Genomic DNA, 14,393 nt, shown 5'->3' with positions numbered 1-14,393 from the left:
AAGAGTGGCAACTGCGAGGTATCGGGTTGCGCTGAGGTGATCGCGGAAGTGTGGACCCTCCTCGACGGTGAATGCAGCCCCGAAAGCAGTGCGCGGTTGAGGCATCATCTGGAAGAGTGCCCGGGCTGCCTGCAGCACTACGGCATTGAAGAGCAGATCAAAACACTCGTAGCCCGCAAGTGCGGTGGAGAAAAGGCACCTGACGGGCTACGTGAGCGTCTTAAGTTGAAGATCAGCCAGACCACTGTTATCCAGCAGCGGGCCGAGAACTCCTAGCTAGCTGTTGGGACGCTTGCCGTGGTTGGCGGCGTTGTGCTTGCGGCTGCGCTTCTTACGACCACGCTTGGCCATGGGAATCTCCTTAGTGATCAAATGGGTTCCGGGTCCGGACCCGGCTGACAAGCCAGCTGCGCGTGATGCGCGCCGGTGTGTGTATCCAGTCTCTCATGCCGGTACGGGTGGTTGAAAGCGTGGATGCCGTAGGTGTGGTTCGATACTGGGGACCGGTAACCGGATGTTGACGAGAGCGAGGTGGCGCGCAGGTGGCCGAGGAAGTACACGCCGAGATCGTGGCCAGCGTGCTGGAAGTGCTCGTCAAGAAGGGTGACGCGATCGCTGAAGGCGACACCATTGTCCTGCTGGAGTCCATGAAGATGGAGATTCCGGTGCTGGCCGAGGTGGCGGGAACCATCGGAGACGTCAGCGTTTCGGTGGGCGACGTGATCCAGGCCGGCGATTTGATCGCCGTCATCGACGACTAGATCGCGACCGTATGTCGACTCTCGGTGATCTGCTTGCCGAGCACACCATGCTGCCCGGTGATGCCGTCGATCACCTGCACGCCGTGGTCGCCGAGTGGCAATTGTTGGCCGATCTCTCTTTCGCCGACTACCTGATGTGGGTGCACCGCGACGACGATGCCTTCGTCTGCGTGGCTCAGTGCCGACCCAATACCGCGCCGACCATCATCGATAATGACGCTGTCGGCACCATCGCCAAGATCGCCGACGTACCCCTGGTGGAGGCGGCGTTTGCCTCTGGTGCCATCGAGCGCGAGAGCGACTCGGACCTGACCGAGCACGCTTCCGAGCTGAACGTAGAGGCGGTTCCGGTGCGCTGTGGCGACCGGACAGTCGCGGTGCTGACTCACCAAACCGCCCTGGCCTCCAGGCTCAAGAAAGGCACGCTCGAGCGCGCCTATCTGGAATGTGCCGGCGATCTGCTGCTGATGCTCACGGAGGGCACCTTCCCGAACGTCGCAGACCAGGCGATGTCCCGGTCCAGTCCGCGCGTTGGGGACGGGTTCATACGTCTCGACGTCTCCGGCGGAGTCAAATACGCCAGCCCCAACGCATTGTCGGCCTATCACCGCATGGGTTTGGCCAGCGATCTGCAGGGCCACAATCTGATGGACGTCACGAAACCGCTGATTTCTGACCCCTTTGAGGGCCAGGAGCTGGCGGCGCACATTCGTGATGTGCTCGCAGGCGGTCCCAGCATGCGTATGGAGGTCGATGCGGGCGGTGCCGCGGTGTTGATCCGCACGCTGCCGCTCATCGCGCGCGGTGCGTCGGAGGGGGCATTACTGCTCACCCGCGACGTGACCGAGGTCAAGCGTCGCGACCGGGCACTGTTGTCCAAGGACGCCACGATCCGTGAGATCCACCACCGGGTGAAGAACAACCTGCAGACGGTGGCTGCGCTGCTACGCCTACAGGCGCGCCGCACACCCAATGACGAAGCCCGCGAAGCACTTTTCGAATCGGTTCGCCGGGTGTCTTCCATCGCGCTGGTTCACGACGCGTTGTCGATGTCGGTGGATGAGGAAGTAAACCTCGATGAGGTGATCGACCGGATCATGCCGATCATGACGGACGTCGCTACCGTCGACACCAAGGTGCGTGTGTCACGGGAGGGCGCGCTGGGTGTGCTCGACTCGGACCGGGCCACACCGCTGATCATGGTGATCACCGAGCTGGTGCAAAACGCCATCGAGCACGCCTTCGACGAGGGCGCTCAAGGTCAAGTGGTCATCAGGGCCGAGCGGTCGGCACGCTGGCTCGACGTCGTGGTACACGACGATGGGCGGGGATTGCCCGAGGGATTCAGCGTGGAGACCTCGGATCGATTGGGACTGCAGATTGTCCGGACGCTGGTGTCGGCCGAGATCGATGGATCGCTGGACATGCGTAGCGATCCCGAGGGCGGAACAAACGCGGTATTGCGGGTTCCCCTGGGCCGACGCGCCCGGCTGATGGCCTAGTCAACGTCGACCGAAAGCCCTTGCGCAGCAAAGAACCCGGCACCAAACTGTGCCGGGTTCTCAGGTGCTGCGGCGTTATACGGCGCTGCGGGCGCGAGCGCGGGCGTTGCGACGCTTCAGGGCGCGGCGCTCATCCTCACTGAGGCCACCCCACACACCGGCGTCCTGCCCCGACTCGAGCGCCCAGGTAAGGCATTCGGTCGTCACCGGACAGCGGTTACAGACGAGCTTCGCGTCAGCGATCTGGGCAAGGGCCGGTCCGCTGTTCCCGACGGGGAAGAACAGTTCGGGATCCTCGTCGCGACAGACCGCCTTATGGCGCCAATCCATAGTTGTGCACTCCTTTTGCATCGTGCGCGCCACAAGCGCACGAGATTAATGTTTTTCGGCTGTTAACGCGTGCGTACCAAATGTTTCTGCACTGTTGCTTCCGATCGTTTCACAAGCTCAGCAGAAGTCAATAGCGTGAGTTAACACGTGGTCAATCTCACTCGGGGGTGGCGTGTTCAAGCGCCACATTCGTTTGTACTACACTAGATCGATCTGCGCCTTGAATCTGGCGAGATTCCCTCATTTTCCCAGGTGGTAAGCCGCTACTCGTGAGTAACATCACGGCCCGCCGAGACTCGACTACGTGAAGTAGTACATCCGATCCGGGTCGGAATGTGACGTGCGCCGCGTTGGACCTGTGAGTCGCCTGTATCCGGAACGGACTGGCGCTCAACACTATTGCGCCGTGTGCACGGCTCAAGATTGTTTTCCGGCGGGTTTTGCCGGGGCAACGACGTCCAGAACGTCGGGTACGGCGGTGAACGTCAGATCGCTGCGCAGCCCGAGAAAATCGCCGTCGACCTGCGTTGCGATCGGTGCCGACGCACGCACGCGTACCCATGGGATGTCGTCTTCGCGCAGCAGATGCTTGGCGGCCGGACGGTCGGCCCTCGGTGTTCCCACCATGTGGCGCACCAGGCCGAGATTCGCCACCACGTTCATGCTCTTGGACGCGAAGATGCCCAAACCGCTCTCGAAGCCGGTGCCTGGATTGGTCCAGATGGCGCGCTCGTTGGCGTAGGTCCACGGGTTCGAATTGCTGATGAAGGCGAAATGGATCCCCGCTTGTGGCTCGTGGCCAGGCAGTTCTACGGTCAGCGTCGGCTGGCGCCGCGCGGCGCGGAAGAAGGCGAGTACCGAACGCGCCACGTAGCGTCCCGCGGTGACCTGCTTGCCCTTATTGCGATGGGCTTCCATCGCGGCGACCACCTCGCCGTCCAACCCCATGCCCGCGTTGAAGATGAACCAGCGCTCGCCGCAGTGCCCCAGGGAGATGCGGCGCCATCGCCGCTGCTCGCGCCGGTGCTCGTCCAGCAGGTCGACAACCTGATTGGTGGCCTGTGCGGGGTCCGCGGAAATGCCCAGTGTTCGGGCGAACACATTGGCCGAACCACCCGGCACCACTGCCACGGCGGGCAGCGGGCCCGGCGCGGGGTGCCCCGGCTGCCCCAGCAGCCCGTTCACCACCTCGCTGACCGTGCCGTCGCCGCCGTGCACGACGATGACCGCCGCCCCCTCGTCGGCCGCGCGACGGGCCAGCTCGCTGGCATGCCCCCGGTGATCGGTATGCAGAACCTGTAGGTGCACACGACTTTCCAGCGCATGAGCCAGCAGGTCACGCCCGGCCGCTGTTGTCGAGGTGGCATTGGGATTCACGATGAGGACCGCACGCACGGGGCATGAGCCTAGTCGGATGTTGCTCCACGCAAGCTGCTCATCACCGCGGTGATGAGGCCGCCTAGGCTTGTCTGGTGACCACAACCGCCCCGAACACCGTTCGCCGCGCCGGAATGATCGTTGCCGGGGAAGGTGCCGTGGGATTGGTGATCGCGCTGGTTCTGGTTGTGCGCGCGGCTAGCGGCGCCGATCAGCATGTGGTCAACGGGTACGGCACCGCAGCATGGTTCTCGGTGTTCGGTACCGCCGTGCTTGCCGCGGGCTTGGCACTCATCTCGGGCAGGCGTTGGGGCAGGGGGATCGCCGTGATGATGCAGCTGCTGCTGCTCCCCGTGGCGTGGTACGCGGCCGTCGGGTCACACCAGCTGGCTCTGGGCGTGCCCCTCGCGATTGTCGCGGTTGCCGCGCTGGTGTTGTTATTCAGCCCCACCGCCCAAATGTGGGCCGGCGGCGATGAAGCCGGTGCCGACGAATCGGATTAGTCTGAGCGGTCCGAGGCCAACTCCGCCAGCGCCGGACCCTGTAAACGGTAGGTGATCCAATCCGATTGCGGGTGGGCGCCGAGTGAGTCGTAGAACTTAATAGACGGTGTATTCCAGTCCAGCACAGCCCAATCCAACCGGGTGTAGCCGTTGGCCACACACTCGGCGGCCAGCGCCGACAACAGCGCCTTGCCCAGGCCGGCGCCGCGCTGTTCTGGCCTGACGTACAGGTCCTCGAGGTAGATGCCGTGGTGGCCGGTCCAGGTCGAGAAGTTCAGGAACCAGACCGCGGTACCGCAGACCACGCCGCCGCTCTCGGCGACGTGGGCGAAAAGGGCGGGGTGTGAGCCGAATAGCGCCTGGTGAAGCTGCTCTTCGGTGATGAGGCACTCATCGCGGGCGTGCTCGTACTCCGCGAGGTCCTCGATGAGCCCGACAATGGCCGGGATGTCGGCTTCGGTGGCGCGGCGAATAAGGGTGTTAGTCAATTTTGGCTCCTAGCGCTGCCAACACGGTCCGGAATTTGACTGTGGTCTCTGAAAGTTCGTCCTGCGGGTCCGATTCGGCGACGAGGCCGCCGCCGGCGTAGGCGCGAATCGCGGTGCCGTCTGCCGACAGTTCGGCGCAGCGGATGGTGACGGCCCAGCGGCCGTCCCCATTGCGGTCACACCAGCCGATCGCACCCGCGTAGAAACCGCGATCACCCTCAATGCGTGAGATCAGGTCGGCAGCGGCCTCGGTCGGGGTGCCGCACACGGCGGGCGTGGGGTGCAGCGCCAAGGCCAAATCGAGTGCTGTGGTTGAACTTTGGCGGAGGCGGGCGCTGATGGACGTGCTCAGGTGCCAGAGTGCCGCGGTGCGGCTCAACGTCGGCTCCGGGGGGACCTGGACATCAACGCACAGGGACGCGAGATCCTCGCGTAGCTGGTCGATCACGACGGAGTGCTCGTGGCGATTCTTGTGTGAACCCGCTAGATCTTCGCCCGTGCGCCGATCCTGGGATGGGTCACTGGACCGCGGTGCGGAACCGGCGAAGGGATGACAGATCACCATGTCGCCTCGGCGTTCCACCAGCAATTCTGGGCTGCATCCCACCATGGTGTGTCCGCGGAATCGGTTGCCGGCGGGGGAGAGGTCCACGCAAAAGCTGTTGGCGTCGGGGTCGTTTCGAATCAATCGGTGTGTCAGCACCAATGGGTCCACGGGCGACTCGGCCCGCAGCTCCAACACCCGCGCCAAGACAACCTTGGCCAGCCCTGCGTCGCTGCGCAGCACCTCGACCGCCTCGGTGACCCGTCGCAGATGCTCAGAGGGCGCCGGTACCTGTTGTGTCACCTGAGTATTCGGCATTGCGCCGTAGAACTCTTGGGGCAGTCCGCGTTGGACCGTGACTGGAGCCGTCAGTGCGACGGGACGGGAGGTGTCGAACGGCAGGGCACCCACCAACATGTGATGACGGCCGGTGCGCAAGGCTTCCGCCGCGGTGAAGACGTCGTCATAGGTCGCATCGCGGCCATACGCGTACAGCGCGTCGGCGGCTCGCGACATCACGAAATGTGGGCGGGCGGGAGAGTCGGTGGCCGTCATGTCAGCTTGACGGTACCGGGTGCTGGTACCCGGTTAGGCCAAGTGCGGCGACCTGGCGCTGGCCGTGCTCGTGGCCGCCGATAGCGATCGAAGCGGTGGCCATGCCCAGGCGGGTGCCCTCTTCGAGTGGCAGATCGATCCACCGGGTCATCAGGGCACGTGAGAAATGGCCATGGCCCACCAGCAGGACATCGCGCTGGGTCAGCTCCGCGGCGATCTTGGTGATCACCAGATCGGCGCGCGCCTGTACCTGCGCCACGGACTCGCCACCCGGGCAGCCGTGCGTCCACACCAACCAGCCTGGGTCATTCTCGCGGATCTGCGGTGTGGTCAGGCCTTCGTAGTCGCCGTAGTCCCATTCGGCGAGCTGCTCGTCGACAGTGTCGACGGTGAGACCTGCCAGCTCCGCCGTCTGAAGCGCGCGGCGGCGCGGGCTGCTGAGAACCAGCGGGTCATTCAGGTCGAGGTCCTTGAGCACCTCGCGGGCCGCCACCGCTTGGGCGCGCCCGATTTCAGTGAGATCAAGATCAGTGCGCCCGGTATGTCTCCCGATTTTTGACCATTCGGTTTCGCCGTGGCGTAACAACAACATTCGGTTCAGGAGCGCGGACACACACTTGATTGTGCCGTACCGACTTCCGTCGTGATCGTGTCCGGCATGCCAGTATGTGGACGTGACTCGTGTGCTGGCGGTAGCCAATCAAAAGGGTGGGGTGGCCAAAACCACGACGGTCGCGTCGCTCGGCGCGGCGTTGGCGCAGGCCGGCAAGAAAGTGCTGCTGGTCGACCTGGATCCGCAGGGTTGCCTGACGTTCTCGCTGGGGCAAGATCCGGACCGGCTGGGAATTTCGGTGCATGAGGTGCTGCTGGGGCAGGCGGATATCAAGGAAGCGCTGCTCACCACCACCGAGGATTTGACGCTGCTACCCGCCAATATCGACCTGGCGGGTGCCGAGGCGATGCTGCTGATGCGCGCCGGACGTGAATACGCGCTGAAGCGGGCTCTGGAATCACTGGGGGATCAGTTCGACGTGGTGATCATCGACTGCCCGCCCTCGCTGGGCGTGCTGACACTGAACGGTTTGACGGCTGCCGACTCGGTGATGGTGCCACTGCAGTGCGAGACGCTGGCGCATCGGGGCGTTGGCCAGTTCCTGCGGACGGTGACCGATGTCCAGCAGATCACCAATCCGCGGCTGACGCTATTGGGTGCGCTGCCCACGCTGTACGACTCGCGGACCACACACAGCCGCGACGTGCTGCTGGACGTGGCCGATCGGTACCAGCTGCCGGTGTTGGCACCGCCGATTCCCAGGACCGTGCGGTTCGCGGAGGCGAGTGCCTCGGGTGCCTCGGTGCTGGCGGGCCGCAAGAACAAAGGTGCGCTGGCCTATCGCGAGCTGGCACAGAGTCTGGTGAAGCACTGGAAGAGCGGTAAGGCGATGCCGACCTTCACCCCGCCGGTCGACTGATTTCGCCCGGGCGCGCAGCTACCCCAGGGCGAAGATTCGTGAACCGCGTTGCTCCACTAGCGTATTACCGACGACGGCACTGATCACAGGGCTCTTCTCGTCGGCCGTATTCCGTTGTACCACAATACTTTTACGGAACTCGCCGGTCGTCATGTTGAACACGTCGATACCGCCCTCGACCGGTATCAACAATTCGCCGGCCATGTTCGTGCCGGGGCCGAGGGGCTTTGTGGTGGTGGGCAGGACGAACCTGTAGCTCAGGTCCGAGGCGCTGAGAACCAGCACCTGACTGCCCGTCCACCAGGTGATGACATCGCCGGCCTGGGCGGCGGCGTTCGTTTGGGCGATCTCGCCCGGCAGCACCGTCGCGCCCACCCGCATGCCACGGTCGTCGAACACCACGAGTTCGTTACGGGTGCCCGGCAGGTAGACGGCCGATCGGGTGTCCGCGACCGCGAGCACCTTGGCCGCCGAACCGCGTTCCACTCCGGGAAGCACTGCCGAGTAGAGCTCCTCCGGCTTGTCGTTGTCCTTGGGTGTCGGCTTCTGCAGTGTCAGCCGCAGGGTGGGATCCTGCGGGCAGGTTTCCAGCACCGCGAGCACGCTTGCCCCGACGGCACCCGACTTCAGCGTGCAGTCGACGCGCGGCTGGCTATTGGCGTTCAGGGGAGCCACCACCCGCCCGTATTCGAGGGTGCGAACCATGTCCGAACGCCACAGCTCGAGGCGCGTACTGCCGAGCGCCAACACGTAGGTGCCGTCGGTCGACAGCGACACTTTTGAGTCATTTGCACTGCTGCGCAACGCACCTCGGCGGCCGGTCTGGCCGTCGATCATGGTGACCTGACCGCACCCACGTGCGTCGCGGTAGACCGCCACCGCGTCATCGATGAAGCCGATTGCCCCGCACAGATCGAGGTTCCTGCGGGCATAGGACCACAGCTGCGCGCCGGTTGCCGGGTCGTGGGCCACCACATCGTGTCCGTCGGCGCTCACGACCGCGCCACTTGCGATTACGGGGCCCTTGGTCGCCGCACTGGCGGTGGACCACAGCTCACGTACCGAGTCGGGGACGCGGGTGGCGCTCATCGGCCGTTTGATATCCCCGGCGGCGGGGCGGCTGACGGTGGCGCGGGCGTCGCTGGTCCACCAAATCGTTGTGCCGGTAACGGCTACCACGACGGCGATCACCGCCGCGGCAATGATGTCGGCTCGGGTGCGCCGCTCCGGTGCGATCACGCCGAGGCGGTGGTCGCGGCGGTGGCGTTGGGGCGGCGACGACGGCGACGACGGCGAGCGGGGGCTTGCTGATCTCCGTCCGCGGTGGCCGCCTCTGGTGCGGGTGCCTCGGCAGCCGACTCGTCGGTGGGCTGGCCCGCGCGGGTACGGCGGCGGGTCCGGGTGCGCTTGGGTTTCTCGCCCTCGGCGCGCTCACCGCGTGGCTCGCGACGCTTCGGGCCGCCGGAGAACTTCTCGCCGATTGAGCCGGTGACGTCGGCCGGGATGTTCAGCTCGGTGAACAAATGCGGCGAGGTGGAATAGGTTTCGTCGGGCTCGGGTACACCGAGGCCGAGGGCCTTGTCGATCAGCTGCCAGCGTGCGATGTCGTCCCAGTCGACCAGGGTGACCGCGATACCGGTACGGCCGGCGCGGCCGGTGCGGCCGATGCGGTGCACGTAGGTCTTGTCGTCCTCGGGGCACTGGTAGTTGATGACGTGCGTGACGTCGTCGATGTCGATTCCGCGGGCGGCCACGTCGGTGGCCACCAGCACGTTGATCTGACCGGACCGGAAAGATGTCAGCGCCTTTTCCCGAGCGATCTGTCCAAGGTCACCGTGCACAGCGCCGACCGCGAAGCCACGCTCGGCCAGCTCGTCGGAAACCTTCTGGGCGGTGCGCTTGGTGCGGGTGAAGATCATGGTGGCGCCCCGCCCGTCGGCCTGCAGAATCCGGCTGACCAATTCGATCTTGTCCAGCGCGTGCGCGCGGTACACGAACTGCTCCGTGGAGTCGTGCACCGAGGAGGCCTGCGGGTCCTCGGCGCGAATGTGCGTCGGGCGGTTCATGAAGGTGCGAGCCAAGGTGATGATCGGGTCCGGCATGGTCGCCGAGAACAGCATCGACTGGCGGCCCGCATCGGCGGACGGCGCCAGGGCCAGGATGCGTTCGATATCGGGCAGGAAGCCCAGGTCCAGCATTTCGTCGGCTTCGTCGAGGACCAGCATGGCCAATCCGCCGAGCTGCAGGTGCCCCTGCTGGGCCAGGTCCAGCAGGCGGCCCGGGGTTCCGACGACTACGTCGGCTCCGGCGCGCAGCGCCTCGATCTGAGGCTCGTAGGGCCGTCCTCCGTAGATGGAGACGACGGTGAAGTCGCGGTCGCCCGCGGACAGGTACTTGGAGGCCTTGGTCAGGTCTTCGTAAACCTGGATGCACAGCTCGCGGGTGGGCACCACGACCAGGGCCCGCGGGGTGCCGTTGAGCGGCCGGTCTTCGACACCGGTGGCGATGCGGTGCAGCAGTGGGACGCCGAACGCGTACGTCTTGCCCATGCCGGTGCGGGCCTGCCCGATGAGGTCGGAGCCGGCCAGGGCAAGGGGGAGTGTCAGTTCCTGGATGGCAAACGGATGCTCAATCCCGGCCTCGCGCAGTGCCCGGGCTATTTCCTTGCGCACGCCCAGCTGGGCAAAGGTGTGTTCGATGTGGCTCATGTGTGGTACGTGCCTTTCGTGTTTCGCTCAGCGCGCACGATCGGTAGGTCGGATTCCTAGGATTCCAAGGGGCCGGCTCGCAGCGAGCGGCGAGGGCGCCACGTGCACGCACATTTCGTATGAGAGGACTTCCTGGGTAATTCATGGTCAGGATGGTCGTCTCGAGTCCATGGTAGCGGGTGAGCTGCGATTTTCCGATTCGGCATGGTTTGCCGTGCGGATCGGAGTTCTCCTGCGGTCGCCCGACTAGAGTTCCAGACATGACGGAGCCCGATTCCCTTCGCGCAAGCGGGTCATCGACGGACCTCGATCCTCCCGGTGTCAATCAGCTGTTCGCGGTGATTGCGTACGGCGAGGTCGCGGCCTTCTACCGGCTGACCGATGAGTCCAGGATGGCGCCCGATTTGGCGAGCAAGATCGCCATCGCCAGTATGGCCGCATCACAGATGCGCCATTACGAGGTGCTCCGGGATGCGATGGAGGCCAAGGGTATTGACGTACTGGCGGCCATGGAGCCGTACGTCAAGACGCTGGAGAATTACCATTCGCTGACTTTGCCGCGCACGTGGCTGGAGGCGATGGTTAAGGCGTATATCGGCGACTCCCTGGCGGCCGACTTCTATGGCGAGGTTGTCGACTCGTTGTCCGGAGAATCGGCCGCCGTGCTCAAGTCGGTGTTGGGCACCACGGGTCATTCGGAGTTCGTCATCGCCCAGGTGCGTGATGCGGTCAAGGAGAACTCGCAGCAGCGTAACCGCCTCACCCTGTGGGGGAGGCGACTGCTCGGTGAGGCCATCACTCAGGCCCAGCACGTGCTCGCGCGCCACGATGAGCTCGCGGAACTGGTGATGTCAGGTGGCGCCGGGCTGGGGAATCTCAACGAGTTCTTCGAGCGGCTGCAAAGCGCGCATGCCGAGCGGATGGCTGTCCTCGGGCTCGGCTGAGGGTTTGGCGGGCACACGCGGTATTCCCCATGTCGCTAGCCATACCGATTGTGGGACAACAGAATCAGCCGATTGAGTCTGTGTACCGGTTACCTGTGGGGAACGCGCAGGCGGCAGCTACTTGGCGCAGCGGGCGATGATGCTGTTGCTGTTCTGCACCGCGAGCATCTGGTTCTCGCTGTTGGTGATCGAGCAGTTGACCTGGCTTGCAAAGCTCGTCGCGGTGATCGAGCCGCCGGTGATCCCGGGGCTCGGGGTCACGATCATCGTCCACGGCAGCGAGGCGCCGAGCACGGTGCGTGTCATGCCGTTGCCGTCGGTGTAGGTGATGGTCAGCAGATCGCCCGGCGTTTGGTTACCGGTCACGTAGTAGGCGAATGCCGCCGGCGTGATCGGCCGCTGGCCCTCCGGCGGCAGCATCGGGTTCGACGGTGGCGGCTCGGGCGGGGGAGCCTCGGTGGAGGGCTCCGCGGTCGGCGTCTCTTGCGCGGGCGTGCTCGTCACGGTGGTTGTCGACGGTTTGGCCGGAGACGTCGCCGACGGGGGTGGTGGAGGCGCGGTGGTGGTGGTGACGGGTGTCAGCGCGGGCACGGGCGTGGTCACCGCAGCAGCTGGCGGCTTGTCGTTGCCGCCGCTGAGCACAACGGCCGTCGCGATCACGGCGATGGCGAACACCGCCCCGGCTATCGACGCGACCCATTTCCAGTTCTCGTTGGAGCCCGGCGGCCGGTACTCGAAGTCCTCGTCAAGACCCGAGTACTCGGTGGACTGCGGGGCAGTCTCGGAGTTGTACGGGTCGTCGTAGGGCTCGTAGTCGCTCGAGTACCGAGAATCTCCGCGATAACCGACCATGATCAGCGCTTCCTCTCAGCCCCAATTCAATGTGAAACCTGATGCCGATGTTACTGCTGTGATTAACGGGCGCCCGCGATCATGCGAGGTGTGTCGGCGCAATCGGCGTCGGCTAACCTCGTCGATACGAGTTCGATGTCGGCTCGATGACGTGGAAAGGTGTCCTGGTGGAGATCAAGATCGGTGTCACAGATAGCCCGCGCGAGCTGGTCATTTCTAGCGATCAGGCCCCGGCTGACGTCGAAAAGGTCGTCACGGCGGCGCTGTCCAAGGAATCGGATGTGCTCAACCTCACCGACCAGAAGGGCCGCAAGTACCTGATCGCCGCAGCCCGGATCGCCTACGTGGAGATCGGTGTTGCCGACGCGCGTCGCGTCGGCTTCTCAAGCTAAGGCCCTAACGGCCGGCGGAAGCTAACCGTGTGGCTGCAGCGGAACGTGCGAGAGCCCGCCCCAGGCGAAGCCGACGGTTGCGTTGACGGCGTCGTCCTTGGAGATGGGCTTCTCGTTGTCCAGCCAGTAGCGCGCACTGACCTGGCTGATCCCTACGAGGCCGACGGCCACCATGCGGGCATGGTGGGGATCCAGCCCGGAATCGTGGCTGACCAGGTCGAATACCGCATCGGTGCACGCGCTGATGGCGCCCTCGACGCGTTCGCTGACCTGGGGCACGCCGACGAGATCGTTCTCGAAGATCAGCCGGTAGCCCTGGCTGTCATGCTCGACGAAATCGAAGAACGCCATGACGGCCGCGCGCAGCCGCTGACGGTTGTCGGTGGTGGTGCGCAGCGCCTGGCGCACGCTGGAGACCAGATTGTCGGCGTGCTTGTGCAGCACCGCCAGATATAGCTCAAGCTTGCTCGGAAAGTGTTGGTAGAGAACGGGCTTGCTTACGCCTGCCCGGTCGGCGATCTCGTCCATACCGGCGGCGTGGTAGCCGCGATCGACGAATATCTCGCTGGCGGAACCGACCAATTGGCCGCGCCGTTCATCTCGGGGCAGCCGCCCACCGCGCCGTGTGTTTCCCTGAGTCGAATCCTGCGTCGCCACCGTCGAGTTCACCGTGCCTCGACGCCCGGCCAGTTTCGCAAGGTCACGCATGTCCTTATCCTCTGCGCGCAAGCGGCTGAAAAGGTCGCCCACGCCATCTCACTCAAGCGGCTATTCAAATCCGCTTGGACCCGAACTACAGACAGTACTCCTGGCCCCTGGCGGCGTGCCCGAGGCGGGATGGCTTGTCGCTATGCCATTCTTGCTCGGTGACCTACGACCGGCACCAATGGGCGCATAATCGTAGGTCCATGCCAGAAACTATGGATGATTCCCTTCGCGCAAGCGGCTCGTCGATGAGTCGACTCCCGGTACAGGAGTCCTCCGAACGCTACGAGCCGCTGCGTGCCCAGCGCGATCCGCTGGCCGAGGGAAGCGGCCGCATCCGCTCCGATAGGCGTGACCGCGACCGCTGGCGCAAGCAGACCTGGCTCGGGCGCTTCATCTCCACATATGGATGGCGTGCGTATGCGATCCCGCTGCTGGTGGCGCTGACCGTCTTTGTCGGCTACCAGACCGTCACGCAGCGTGAACACGTGCATGGGGGTGCCGACGGGCCCAACGAGCCCGTGGCCGATCCGCCATCGATCGGGGCGCTGGGCGACGCCATCATCGGTGCGCCGCCCAAGGGGCTTACCCAGTTCGACGCGAGTCTGCCCGACGGGGTGCTGCCCGAAGGCGAGCCCTTCACCGCCCAGGGTGCCCGGACCTGGCACATAGTGCCGGGCACCACGCCCCAGGTCGGGCAGGGCGCCGCAAAGGTCTTCTCCTACACCATCGAGGTCGAGGACGGCATCGACACAATGGGTTTCGGAGGCGACGAGGCGTTCGCGCGGATGGCGACCCAGACCCTGGCCAGCCAGAAGAGCTGGACGCACAACCCTCAATTCGCGTTTGTCCGGATCGATGCCGGTACACCCGATTTTCGGATCTCGCTGACCTCGCCAGACACCGTCCGGGAGGGCTGCGGATACGAGATCCAACTCGAATCCTCTTGCTACAACCCGAGGTACGGCGAGAATGGCGAGCAGCGCGTGTTCATCAACGAGGCACGCTGGGTGCGCGGCGCGGTCCCGTTCCAGGGCGATATCACCTCCTATCGCCAATACGTCATCAACCACGAAGTCGGACATGCGATCGGGTATCGAAGCCATGAACCCTGCGAGCAGGACCAGCAGCTGGCGCCGGTGATGATGCAGCAGACGTTCAGCACCAGCAATGATGTCGCCGCGAAGTTCGATCCCGACTCGATCAAGCCCGACGGCAAGACATGCCGCACCAACCCCTGGCCGTACCCGATTCCGTAGC

The 14,393-nt window shown here is 64.8% G+C and carries 18 protein-coding genes and 1 pseudogene; 8 read left to right on the top strand and 11 right to left on the bottom strand.

Annotated features, from left to right (window positions below):
• Positions 1-24: 24 nt before the first annotated feature.
• Positions 25-276, top strand: a pseudogene (gene rsrA, locus MAB_RS17975) (mycothiol system anti-sigma-R factor); the annotation flags it as partial.
• On the opposite strand, the gene MAB_RS25495 reads toward rsrA, so the two are convergent.
• Together MAB_RS25495 and MAB_RS25220 are read right to left on the bottom strand one after the other, a co-directional pair.
• Complete coding sequence (locus MAB_RS25495) at positions 277-351, bottom strand: 50S ribosomal protein bL37 (RefSeq protein WP_085988129.1); 75 nt, start codon at positions 349-351, stop codon at positions 277-279.
• Positions 352-368: 17 nt separating this feature from the next.
• Positions 369-560, bottom strand: a complete 192-nt coding sequence (locus MAB_RS25220; RefSeq protein WP_005133177.1) for a hypothetical protein — start codon at positions 558-560, stop codon at positions 369-371.
• Here MAB_RS25220 and MAB_RS17970 point away from each other — a divergent pair.
• Complete coding sequence (locus MAB_RS17970; protein ID WP_005056341.1) at positions 543-761, top strand: biotin/lipoyl-binding carrier protein; 219 nt, start codon at positions 543-545, stop codon at positions 759-761. The genes MAB_RS25220 and MAB_RS17970 overlap by 18 nt on opposite strands.
• 11 nt (positions 762-772) lie before the next feature.
• Positions 773-2,263 carry a sensor histidine kinase gene (locus tag MAB_RS17965; protein ID WP_005056342.1) on the top strand — a complete coding sequence of 497 codons (1,491 nt, stop codon included), beginning with the start codon at positions 773-775 and terminating at the stop codon, positions 2,261-2,263.
• Between the two features lie 75 nt (positions 2,264-2,338).
• On the opposite strand, the gene MAB_RS17960 is transcribed toward MAB_RS17965, so the two are convergent.
• Positions 2,339-2,593 carry a WhiB family transcriptional regulator gene (locus MAB_RS17960; protein ID WP_005056343.1) on the bottom strand — a complete coding sequence of 85 codons (255 nt, stop codon included), beginning with the start codon at positions 2,591-2,593 and terminating at the stop codon, positions 2,339-2,341.
• 417 nt (positions 2,594-3,010) lie between these two features.
• Complete coding sequence (locus MAB_RS17955; RefSeq protein ID WP_005080966.1) at positions 3,011-3,988, bottom strand: diacylglycerol/lipid kinase family protein; 978 nt, start codon at positions 3,986-3,988, stop codon at positions 3,011-3,013.
• Between the two features lie 77 nt (positions 3,989-4,065).
• On the opposite strand from MAB_RS17955, the gene MAB_RS17950 reads away from it, so the two are divergent.
• Positions 4,066-4,473, top strand: coding sequence for a hypothetical protein (locus MAB_RS17950; RefSeq protein WP_005056347.1), 408 nt, complete (start codon positions 4,066-4,068; stop codon positions 4,471-4,473).
• On the opposite strand, the gene MAB_RS17945 is transcribed toward MAB_RS17950, so the two are convergent.
• From MAB_RS17945 to MAB_RS17935, 3 genes are read right to left on the bottom strand one after another with little or no spacing between them, the layout of a single operon-like run.
• The gene (locus MAB_RS17945; RefSeq protein ID WP_005088503.1) at positions 4,470-4,961 is read right to left on the bottom strand and encodes a GNAT family N-acetyltransferase; all 492 of its coding nucleotides are present in this window, start codon (positions 4,959-4,961) and stop codon (positions 4,470-4,472) included. The genes MAB_RS17950 and MAB_RS17945 overlap by 4 nt on opposite strands.
• Positions 4,954-6,060 (bottom strand): isochorismate synthase, encoded by a 1,107-nt coding sequence (locus tag MAB_RS17940; protein WP_005088506.1) that lies wholly within the window; start codon positions 6,058-6,060, stop codon positions 4,954-4,956. The genes MAB_RS17945 and MAB_RS17940 overlap by 8 nt, the downstream gene beginning before the upstream one ends.
• Before the next feature lies 1 nt (position 6,061).
• On the bottom strand, positions 6,062-6,673 hold the full coding sequence (locus tag MAB_RS17935; protein WP_005088509.1) for an acid phosphatase: 612 nt from the start codon (positions 6,671-6,673) through the stop codon (positions 6,062-6,064).
• A 61-nt stretch (positions 6,674-6,734) separates the two neighbouring features.
• Between MAB_RS17935 and MAB_RS17930 the strand changes: the two genes are divergently transcribed.
• Positions 6,735-7,532 (top strand): ParA family protein, encoded by a 798-nt coding sequence (locus MAB_RS17930; RefSeq protein WP_005098387.1) that lies wholly within the window; start codon positions 6,735-6,737, stop codon positions 7,530-7,532.
• Positions 7,533-7,550: 18 nt separating this feature from the next.
• Here MAB_RS17930 and MAB_RS17925 read toward each other — a convergent pair whose 3' ends face one another.
• Complete coding sequence (locus tag MAB_RS17925; RefSeq protein WP_005080978.1) at positions 7,551-8,771, bottom strand: Rv3212 family protein; 1,221 nt, start codon at positions 8,769-8,771, stop codon at positions 7,551-7,553.
• A complete protein-coding gene (locus MAB_RS17920; RefSeq protein WP_005094277.1) occupies positions 8,768-10,240 on the bottom strand; it encodes a DEAD/DEAH box helicase in 1,473 nt (490 codons plus the stop codon). Before MAB_RS17920 ends, MAB_RS17925 begins: the two co-directional genes overlap by 4 nt.
• Before the next feature lie 260 nt (positions 10,241-10,500).
• Here MAB_RS17920 and MAB_RS17915 point away from each other — a divergent pair, with 260 nt between their 5' ends.
• The gene (locus tag MAB_RS17915) at positions 10,501-11,184 is read left to right on the top strand and encodes a ferritin-like fold-containing protein (RefSeq protein ID WP_005056357.1); all 684 of its coding nucleotides are present in this window, start codon (positions 10,501-10,503) and stop codon (positions 11,182-11,184) included.
• Between the two features lie 117 nt (positions 11,185-11,301).
• Here MAB_RS17915 and MAB_RS17910 read toward each other — a convergent pair whose 3' ends face one another.
• Positions 11,302-12,036: an MmpS family transport accessory protein gene (locus MAB_RS17910; RefSeq protein ID WP_005091711.1), complete on the bottom strand. Its 735-nt coding sequence runs from the start codon at positions 12,034-12,036 to the stop codon at positions 11,302-11,304.
• Between the two features lie 167 nt (positions 12,037-12,203).
• On the opposite strand from MAB_RS17910, the gene MAB_RS17905 reads away from it, so the two are divergent.
• Positions 12,204-12,428, top strand: a complete 225-nt coding sequence (locus MAB_RS17905; protein WP_005080983.1) for a DUF3107 domain-containing protein — start codon at positions 12,204-12,206, stop codon at positions 12,426-12,428.
• Positions 12,429-12,449: 21 nt separating this feature from the next.
• Here the strand turns inward: MAB_RS17905 and MAB_RS17900 are convergent, their stop codons facing one another.
• On the bottom strand, positions 12,450-13,136 hold the full coding sequence (locus tag MAB_RS17900) for an HTH-type transcriptional activator FasR (protein WP_005056360.1): 687 nt from the start codon (positions 13,134-13,136) through the stop codon (positions 12,450-12,452).
• A 212-nt stretch (positions 13,137-13,348) separates the two neighbouring features.
• Between MAB_RS17900 and MAB_RS17895 the strand changes: the two genes are divergently transcribed.
• The gene (locus MAB_RS17895; protein WP_005080986.1) at positions 13,349-14,392 is read left to right on the top strand and encodes a DUF3152 domain-containing protein; all 1,044 of its coding nucleotides are present in this window, start codon (positions 13,349-13,351) and stop codon (positions 14,390-14,392) included.
• The last annotated feature ends 1 nt before the right edge of the window (position 14,393 follow it).

This window comes from Mycobacteroides abscessus ATCC 19977 (assembly GCF_000069185.1).
Taxonomy (GTDB): domain Bacteria; phylum Actinomycetota; class Actinomycetes; order Mycobacteriales; family Mycobacteriaceae; genus Mycobacterium; species Mycobacterium abscessus.
This window is presented reverse-complemented; position numbering and strand designations above follow the sequence as displayed.

Bases quoted from the DNA above. Each gene is read 5' to 3' on its own strand.
- MAB_RS17965 (WP_005056342.1), top strand. From the start codon at position 773: ATGTCGACTCTCGGTGATCTGCTTGCCGAGCACACCATGCTGCCCGGT.
- MAB_RS17960 (WP_005056343.1), bottom strand. From the start codon at position 2,593: ATGGATTGGCGCCATAAGGCGGTCTGTCGCGACGAGGATCCCGAACTG.
- MAB_RS17940 (WP_005088506.1), bottom strand. From the start codon at position 6,060: ATGACGGCCACCGACTCTCCCGCCCGCCCACATTTCGTGATGTCGCGA.
- MAB_RS17920 (WP_005094277.1), bottom strand. From the start codon at position 10,240: ATGAGCCACATCGAACACACCTTTGCCCAGCTGGGCGTGCGCAAGGAA.
- MAB_RS17915 (WP_005056357.1), top strand. From the start codon at position 10,501: ATGACGGAGCCCGATTCCCTTCGCGCAAGCGGGTCATCGACGGACCTC.
- MAB_RS17910 (WP_005091711.1), bottom strand. From the start codon at position 12,036: ATGGTCGGTTATCGCGGAGATTCTCGGTACTCGAGCGACTACGAGCCC.
- MAB_RS17900 (WP_005056360.1), bottom strand. From the start codon at position 13,136: ATGCGTGACCTTGCGAAACTGGCCGGGCGTCGAGGCACGGTGAACTCG.
- MAB_RS17895 (WP_005080986.1), top strand. From the start codon at position 13,349: ATGGATGATTCCCTTCGCGCAAGCGGCTCGTCGATGAGTCGACTCCCG.